The 8,879-nt window shown below is 73.3% G+C and carries 5 protein-coding genes; all 5 read left to right on the top strand.

What is annotated here, in order from left to right:
* Positions 1–77: 77 nt before the first annotated feature.
* Complete coding sequence (locus tag J1C73_RS11200; RefSeq protein WP_207316226.1) at positions 78–1,613, top strand: AMP-binding protein; 1,536 nt, start codon at positions 78–80, stop codon at positions 1,611–1,613.
* Positions 1,610–2,872: a type III PLP-dependent enzyme domain-containing protein gene (locus J1C73_RS11195; protein WP_207316225.1), complete on the top strand. Its 1,263-nt coding sequence runs from the start codon at positions 1,610–1,612 to the stop codon at positions 2,870–2,872. The genes J1C73_RS11200 and J1C73_RS11195 overlap by 4 nt, the downstream gene beginning before the upstream one ends.
* Positions 2,869–3,369, top strand: coding sequence for a cobalamin B12-binding domain-containing protein (locus J1C73_RS11190; protein WP_207316224.1), 501 nt, complete (start codon positions 2,869–2,871; stop codon positions 3,367–3,369). Before J1C73_RS11195 ends, J1C73_RS11190 begins: the two co-directional genes overlap by 4 nt.
* Positions 3,366–4,736, top strand: a complete 1,371-nt coding sequence (locus J1C73_RS11185; protein ID WP_207316223.1) for a methylaspartate mutase — start codon at positions 3,366–3,368, stop codon at positions 4,734–4,736. The genes J1C73_RS11190 and J1C73_RS11185 overlap by 4 nt, the downstream gene beginning before the upstream one ends.
* A 132-nt stretch (positions 4,737–4,868) precedes the next feature.
* Positions 4,869–8,879 (top strand): type I polyketide synthase (locus J1C73_RS11180; protein ID WP_207316222.1); only part of this gene is annotated, 4,011 nt, incomplete at its 3' end.

The raw sequence follows: 8,879 nt of genomic DNA, 5'->3' as shown, positions 1-8,879 counted from the left end.
CCCCAGAAGAGCCCGGCCCCCGTCGCGCGACGACGCAGGCCCGCTCGCCACCCACACCCGAAAGCGACGTTGGAACCGTGGAGAATCCGAACACCACTTACGCGCCGACGGCGCACGGGAACGGCGGGACGGTCCATTCCCTGCTCGACGACGCGACCGCCGACACCCCCGACGGGCGGTGCCTGCACGACTCCGCCGGCGAGGTGACGTACCGGCGGATGGCCGAACTCAGCCACGGCTTCGCCGACTGGCTCACCGCGCGGGGCGCGGCCCGCGGCGACCGGCTGCTCGTCCAGCTGCCCAGCCGTCGGGAGCTGGTGGCCATGGTCTACGGGGCCTCGCGCCTCGGTGTGATCCTGGTGCCGCTCAACCCCGCGATGAAGGAGTACCACCTCCGCTCCGTCATCGAGGACGCCGAACCCTCCCTGATCATCGGCGACGGCCCCTCCACCGAGGTCCTCGGCCGGGCCGCCGGCCTCCCTGTGCACGACCTCGCGACGGTCTGGCCCCACGTCGAGGAGGCCGCCCGGCGTCCGGCGCCCCCGCGCCCCGCCATCAGCGCCGACGACACCGCGTTCCTCGTCTACACCTCCGGCTCCACCGCGGCGCCCAAGGCGGTCATCTGCCCGCACGCGCAGGTCACCTTCGCCTCCCGCGCCATCCAGGAGGTGCTGGGCTACCGGCCGGACGACGTCGTCTTCTGCCGGTTCCCGATCTCCTGGGACTACGGCCTGTACAAGGTGCTGCTCGCCTGCCTGGGACGCTCCCAACTGGTCCTGGACGGGGGCGAGTCCGACCTCGTACTGCTGCGCCGGATGCGGGAGACCGGCGCGACCGTGGTGCCCATCGTTCCCTCGCTGGCCACGATGATCGGCACCCTCGCCCGGCGCGACACCCAGGACCCGCCCCCGGTACGGATGTTCACCAACACCGGCGCCGCGCTGCCCGCCCACGCGGTCGCCGCCCTGCGCGAGGCGTTCCCCGGCGTACAGGTGGTCCGCCAGTTCGGGCAGACCGAGTGCAAGCGCGTCTCCATCATGCCGCCGGACCAGGAGAACGAGCGCCCCCAGTCGGTCGGCCTGCCCCTGCCCGGCACCACCGTTCTGATCCTCGACGCCGAGGGCCGGTCCCTCCCGGCCGGCGAGACCGGCGAGATCGTCGCCGTGGGCCCGCACGTCATGCCCGGCTACTGGCGCCGCCCCGAACTCTCGGCGCGCACCTTCCGCCGCGACGCCGGCACCGGGGCGCTGCGGCTCCACACCGGCGACTACGGCCGGCTCGACGAGGACGGCTACCTCTACTTCGAGGGCCGCCGCGACGACATGTTCAAGCGCAAGGGCATCCGGATGAGCACGGTGGAGATCGAGGCCGCCGCCATGGACATCCCCGGCGTGCGCACCGCCACGGCGCTGCCCCCCACCGACACCCGGGACCTGGTCATCTTCGCCGAGACCGAACTGCCCCCGCACACCGTGCTCAAGGAGCTGGCCGAGCGTCTGGAGTCGGCCAAGGTGCCCGCCCTGTGCCGGGTCCTGGACGAACTGCCACTCAGCCTGCACGGGAAGAACGCCCGCCAGGTACTGACCGAGATGATCGACGGGGAAGGGCGATGAGCCGCTACCAGGCACTGGCCGAACGCTTCGGCACACCGCTGTACGTGTACGACCTCGACGAGCTCGACGCGGCCCGGCAGCAGCTGTCCGACGCGCTGCCGCAGGAGTTCACCCTCTTCTACGCCCTCAAGGCCAACCCCCACCCGGGTCTGGTCCGGGCCCTGCGCGAGGGCGAGGGCCGCCACTGCCGGCCCGAGATCAGCTCCACCGGCGAGCTGGAGTCCGCCCTCGCCGCCGGATTCCGCGGCGAGGACTGCCTCTACACCGGCCCCGGCAAGACCGCGGGCGAGCTGGACGAGGCGATCCGCCGGGGTGTCCGCGTCTTCTCCACCGACTCGGTCTCCGACGTCCGCCACGTGGCCGCCGCCGCCCTGGCGAACGGAGTGACCGCCGACTGCCTGCTGCGCGTCAACAGCGCGACCGCCAGCGCCACCAGCAGCATCCGGATGACCGGCACCCCCTCGCAGTTCGGCTTCGACAGCGAGACCCTGGCCGACGTCGTCCCCGAGCTGCGCACCGTCGCGGGCGTCCGCATCACCGGGATGCACTTCTTCCCGCTGAGCAACGCCAAGGACGAGGAGAGCCTCGTCGGCGAGTTCCTGCACACCATCGAGCTGGCCGCCCGCCTCCAGCACGAACTGGACCTCCCCCTGCGCTTCCTCGACATCGGCGGCGGCTTCACCGTGCCGTACGCCGTGCCCGGCAGCCGGGGCAGCTACCCCAAGCTGCGCGGCGAACTCGCGGCCGCGCTGGACACCCACTTCCCGCGGTGGCGGACCGAGGGCCCCGAGATCGCCTGCGAGTCGGGCCGCTACCTCGTCGGCGCGAGCGGCACGCTGGTCGCCTCGGTCAGCAACGTCAAGGTCAGCCGCGGCCGCAAGTTCGTCATCCTCGACGCGGGCATCAACACCTTCGGTGGCATGTCCGGCCTGGGCCGGCTGCTGCCCGTCGCCGTCGGGACCGAATCCGGGGAGTGCGTCGAATCCGCCAGCCTGGTGGGACCGCTGTGCACGCCCGGCGACATCCTCGGCCGCGAGATCGGCCTGCCCGCGCTCGCCCCCGGCGACCTGGTGACGATCCCCAACGCCGGGGCGTACGGGCCGACCGCCAGCCTGCTGATGTTCCTGGGCCGCCCGGCCCCCACCGAGGTGGTCGTGCGGGGTGACACGGTGCTCTCCGTCTCCCGGATCGAGCACAGCCGCTCCTACGTGGCCGTGGACGGACCGTCCGCCGGCACCGGTGCGGGAGGGACCGCATGAGCGCCGGCCTCACGCACGGCGCCACGAGCGCCGTGAGCGCGGCGGGTGACCGGCGCGGCACCGTGGTCGTCACGACCGTGGCCTCCGACTCGCACACCTGGAACCTCGTCTTCCTCCAGCTGCTCATCGAGGAGCTGGGCTACCAGGTGATCAACCTGGGACCGTGCGTCCCGGACCAGGTCCTCGTCGACGCCTGCCGGGAGACCGCGCCCGACCTGGTGGTGATCAGCAGTGTCAACGGGCACGGCCACCAGGACGGCCTGCGCGTCATCGACGCGCTGCGCGCGTGCGGTGAACTGACCTCGACCCCGGTGGTCATCGGCGGCAAGCTCGGCGTCGCCGGGCAGCAGAGCGACGCGGCGATCGGTGAGCTGATCTCCGCCGGTTTCGACGCCGTCTTCGACGACGCCTCCACCACCACCAGGGAGTTCAGCCGCTTCGTCGGCGCGCTGCCCGCCGCCCCCCGCGCCCTGGAGCGTACCGAGGTCGTGGCGTGAGACCGGGCGCGCGCCCGCTCCGGCGGACGTCCGATGGGGCGCGCCCGGTGGACTTCGGAGCCTTCGTCCGGGCGAGGAGCCGCGCCGGTGACCTGGTGGTGCAGCCCCGGATGGGGTTCAGCGACCCCGCCACCATGCGCGCGGGGCTGGCCGCGACCCGCGCCGCCGACGCCGCGACGGTCGGCACCATCACCCTCGACAGCTATACGAGGGTCGGCGAACTCGACTCCGTGGAAAGCGCGTTGCGCGCCGGGGCCGATCTCAACGGCTACCCCATCGTCAGCTACGACCGGGCCGTGACCGGGCAGGTCCTCGCGGGCATCAGGGACGAGGCGTTCCCGGTCCAGGTCCGGCACGGATCGGCCGTCCCCGGGGACATCTTCGCCGCGCTGCGCAGGACACTGATCAACGCCACCGAGGGCGGCCCCGTCTCCTACTGCCTGCCCTACGGAAGGACTCCGCTGGACGAGTCCGTACGGAACTGGGCCCGCTGCACCGAGGATTTCGCACAACTGCGGGAATCGGGAGTGGAACCGCATCTGGAGACGTTCGGCGGCTGCATGCTCGGGCAATTGTGCCCACCCAGCCAGCTGGTGGCGATCAGTGTGCTCGAAGCGCTTTTCTTCTGCGGGCACGGAATACGCAGTGTGTCGCTCAGTTATGCCCAGCAGACCCACCCGGAGCAGGACCGGGAAGCGGTCGCGGCGCTGCGGCGGCTCTGTGCCGAATTACTTCCGACGCCCAACTGGCACGTGGTCATCTACGCCTACATGGGCGTGTACCCGACCACGGACGAAGGCGCCTATCTGCTGCTCGACCAGGCGACGCGCCTCGCCGTCGACTCCGGCTCGGAGCGGCTCATCGTGAAGACGGTGGCGGAGTCCCGCCGTATCCCGACCGTCGCGGAGAACATCGCGGCGCTGGAGTCCGCGGCCCGGACCGCCAGGACGGCGCCGGCCGGCGGCCCGGCCTCCACGGAGGCCGACTCGCAGACATACCTGGAGGCCAGAGCCCTGATCGAGGGTGTACTCGAACTGGCCCCGGACATCGGGCACGCACTCGTACTGGCCTTCAGACAGGGCGCTCTGGACATCCCCTACTGCCTGCACCCGGACAACCACGGGCGGGCCCGCAGCTATATCGACGGCGACGGCCGGCTCCGGTGGGCCGGCATCGGGCGGCTGCCGCTGGCCGGGCTCGCCGGCCGGGCCCGCGGCCGGGACGTCACATCGTCGGGACTGATCGCCGATCTCTCCTACGTGCAAAGGGCGTTCGACCGGGCGGCGATGGAATCCGGCCGTGCCCCGAACCGCGAAGGTGCGGACATCGCACCGGTCGGACAACGGTCGCTCTCCCCTGGTGAATAGCGGGAGAGATCTCAGGTCTTAGGGGGGCGCTAGGGGCTGTGCGCGGCCTTTCGCCTTCATAGCGTGACCCGCAGTGGTGCGGTTCCTTGGTGAATTCCGTCCGGCGACGGGCGACAATTGTGTGGAGTGCAGATGACTGAGTCGGAAAACTTCGTCTCTGGCACCGACGGTGTGCCGGACGGGGGCACGGTGCAGCGGTCCGCACTCGTGCGTGAGCTGGAATCCCTCCCCACCTCGGAGCAGACCCGGGTGCTGCTCGGCCTGGTGCGGGAGAGCACCGAGGCCGTACTGCGGCAGACCCGGCCGGACACCACGCAGACCGTGGACCCGGCCCGCGCCTTCCGCGAACTGGGGCTCGACTCCGTGGCGCTGGTGGCCCTGCACGCCCGGCTCACCGCGGCCACCGGCCTCCCGCTGCCCCCTACGGTCGCCTTCGACCACCCCTCACCGGCCGCGCTCGCCGCGCATCTGCGCACCGAGGCCCTGGGCCTGCCCGATCTGCCCGACCCGGTCGTCGCACCGGGCATCGCCACCGACGACCCGATCGCCGTCGTCGGCATCGGCTGCCGCTACCCCGGCGACGTGTCGTCCCCCGAGGACCTGTGGCGGCTGGTCGCCGACGGCACCCACATCCGCGACGAGTTCCCCACCGACCGGGGCTGGGACCTCGACCGGCTCTTCGACGACGACCCCGCGACCCCCGGCACCACCTACGCCCGGCACGGCGGATTCCTGTCCGGTGCGGCCGAGTTCGACGCGGACTTCTTCTCCATCAGCCCCCGTGAAGCACTCGCGATGGACCCGCAGCAGCGCCTCGTGCTGGAGACCGTGTGGGAGGCCGTGGAGCGGGCCGGGATCGACGCGCGGACCCTGCGCTCCAGCCGGACCGGCGTCTTCGTCGCCGCCGAGCCGCAGGAGTACGCGATGCGCCTGCACGAGGCGCCGGACGGCCTGGACGGATACCTGCTCAGCGGCAACGCCCCCAGCGTGGTCTCCGGCCGGGTCGCGTACACGCTCGGTCTGGAGGGCCCCGCGCTGACCGTCGACACCGCCTGCTCGGGTTCACTGGTCGGCCTCCACCTCGCCGTCCAGTCCCTGCGGCGCGGCGAGTGCACCCTCGCGCTGGCGGGCGGGGTCGCCGTCATGGGCAGCCCCGGCGTGTTCACCGCGTTCAGCCGGCAGCGCGGACTCGCGGCCGACGGCACGGTCAAGGCGTTCGCCGCCGCCGCGGACGGTACGGCGTTCGCCGAGGGCGCCGGTGTGTTCGTCCTGGAACGCCTCTCCGACGCACGGGCCAACAACCACCCGGTCCTCGCCGTCCTGCGCGGTACGGCCATCAACCAGGACGGCGCGTCCAACGGCCTGACCGCGCCGAGCGGCCGCGCCCAGCGCCAGGTCATCCGCCAGGCACTCGCGGACGCCGGACTCACCGCCGGCGAGGTCGACGCCGTCGAGGCGCACGGCACCGGCACCACGCTCGGCGACCCCATCGAGGCCCAGGCACTGATCGCCACCTACGGGCAGGAGCGCACCGACGGGCCGGTCTGGCTCGGTTCGGTGAAGTCGAACATCGGGCACACCCAGGCGGCGGCGGGCTCGGCCGGCCTGATCAAGATGATCATGGCGATGCGTCATGGTGTGCTGCCCGCGACGCTGCACGTGGACGCCCCCTCACCCAACGTCGACTGGTCGGCGGGGGAGGTCCGGCTGCTGACCGAACCCGTGCCGTGGGCGCCCGGCGAGCGCCCCCGCCGGGCCGCCGTCTCCTCCTTCGGCGTCAGCGGCACCAACGCCCACATCGTCGTCGAGGAGCCCCCGGCCGAGACCGCGCGGAGCGCCGCCGCCGAGGGCGACGGCACCGCGGCCGACGACGGACGGCCCCTGCCGGCGACACTCTCCGCCAGGACCGGGGCCGCCCTGCGCGACCAGGCCGGACGCCTGCTGACGCACATCGAGAACACCCCCGACGCCCGTCCGCTCGACCTCGCCCATTCGCTGGCGGCCACCCGCTCCGCGCTGCCCCACCGCGCCGTGGTGCTCGCCGGCGACCGCGCGGGCCTCCTCGACGGACTGCGCGCCGTGGCGGAGGGCCGCGACGCCCCCGGCGTGTTCACCTCGGTCACCGGCGGCGGCACCGCGTTCCTCTTCACCGGCCAGGGCAGCCAGCGCCTCGCCATGGGACGCCGGCTGTACGAGGCCCACCCGGCCTACGCCAAGGCCCTCGACGACGCCATCGGCTACCTCGACCTCCAGCTCGACCGCTCCCTGTGGGACGTCCTGTTCGCCGACGAGGACACGCCCGAAGCGGCCCTGCTGGACGGCACCATGTACGCGCAGGCGGCCCTCTTCGCCGTCGAGGTCGCCCTGTTCAGGCTCCTGGAGTCCTGGGGCGTCCACCCCGACTACGTGGCCGGGCACTCCATCGGCGAGCTGACCGCCGCCCACGTCGCCGGTGTCCTCTCGCTCGACGACGCCGCCACCCTCGTCGCGGCACGCGGCCGGCTGATGCAGGCACTGCCCGAGGGCGGCGCCATGATCGCCGTGGAGGCCGCCGAGGAGACGGTGGAGCCGCTCCTCGCGCACTGCCGCGACACGGTGAGCATCGCCGCCGTCAACGGCCCCCGCTCCGTCGTCCTGTCCGGCCACGAGGAGACGGTCACCGCCGTAGCCGCCCGGCTGGAGGCCGACGGGCACCGCACCAAGCGGCTCCGGGTCAGCCACGCGTTCCACTCGCCCCTCATGGCACCCATGCTCGACGACTTCCGGCAGATCGCCCGGATCCTCAGCTACACCGCACCCAAGCTCCCCGTGGTCTCCGCCCTCACCGGCCGGCTCGCCACCGCCGGGGAACTCACCGACCCCGAGTACTGGGTACGGCACATCTGCGCGCCCGTACGCTTCCACGACGCCGTCGCCTCCCTCACGGACCGGGGCGTCGCCACCTTCCTCGAACTGGGACCCGACCCGGTGCTCTGCGCCATGGGCCGCACCGGCGCCGACCCGGCAGCGGTGTTCACCCCGCTCCTGCGGCGCGGACACGACGAGCCGCACCAGCTGCTCAGCGCCCTGGCCGTCGCCCACACGCGCGGCACCCGCGTCGACTGGCACGCCTTCTTCGCCGGCGCCGGCGCCCACCGCGTCGAACTGCCCACCTACGCCTTCCAGCGCGAACGGTTCTGGCTCAGCGCCCCCGACGCCGCCCAGGACGCGACCGCGCTCGGCCAGGTCGCCGCCGGGCACCCCCTGCTGGGCGCGGTGGTGGGCCTCGCGGACACCGGAGGCGCCGTCCTCACCGGGCGGGTCTCGCTGCGCTCGCACCCCTGGCTCGCCGACCACGTGATCGACGGCCATGTCCTGCTGCCCGGCACCGCGTTCGTCGACCTCGCGGTACGGGCCGGCGAACAGACCGGCTGCGAACGCCTCGACGAACTGGTCATGGCGGCCCCGCTGATCCTGCCCGGCACGGGCGGCGTCGCCCTCCAGATCGTCGTCGACGCCCCCGATGCCACCGGCCGGCGCCCCGTCGCCTTCTACTCGCGCGACGAGGACGCCCCCGCCGACGCGCCCTGGACCCGGCACGCCACCGGCCGCCTGGCCCCCCGGGACCCGTCCGGCCGGCAGACCGCGCACTTCGCCTCGGGTACCTGGCCGCCACCCGGCGCCGAACCCGTCGACATCACCGGCCTCTACGCGGACCTGGCCACGCAGGGCTACGGATACGGCCCCGCCTTCCACGGCCTGCAAGCGGTCTGGAAGGCCGGCGAGGGCGAGGCGTTCGCCGAGGTACGGCTGCCCGCGACGGCCGGCGACCCGGCCTCCGCCTACGGACTCCACCCCGCACTGCTCGACGCGGTCCTGCACGCCACCGACTTCGCCGCGGCCCCCCACGCCGACAGCCAGGACGGCCGCATCCTGCTGCCCTTCGCCTGGACCGGCGTCACCCTCCACGCGGCGGGCGCCACCACGCTGCGGGTACGCGTCACCGCCACCGGCACCGACGAGGTCGCCCTCGAACTGGCCGACGCCACCGGAGCCCCGGTGGCCTCCGTCGACTCCTTCCTGGTCCGCCCCCTCACCGCCGGCGGACTGGCCGCCACGGCGCACCCCGACGCGCTCCACCACGTCCGGTGGACCCCGCTGCCG

Source organism: Streptomyces laculatispora, from assembly GCF_017353455.1.
GTDB lineage: Bacteria > Actinomycetota > Actinomycetes > Streptomycetales > Streptomycetaceae > Streptomyces > Streptomyces laculatispora.
The sequence above is the reverse complement of the archived record's forward strand: the minus strand, read 5'-3'. Positions and strand labels throughout refer to the sequence as shown.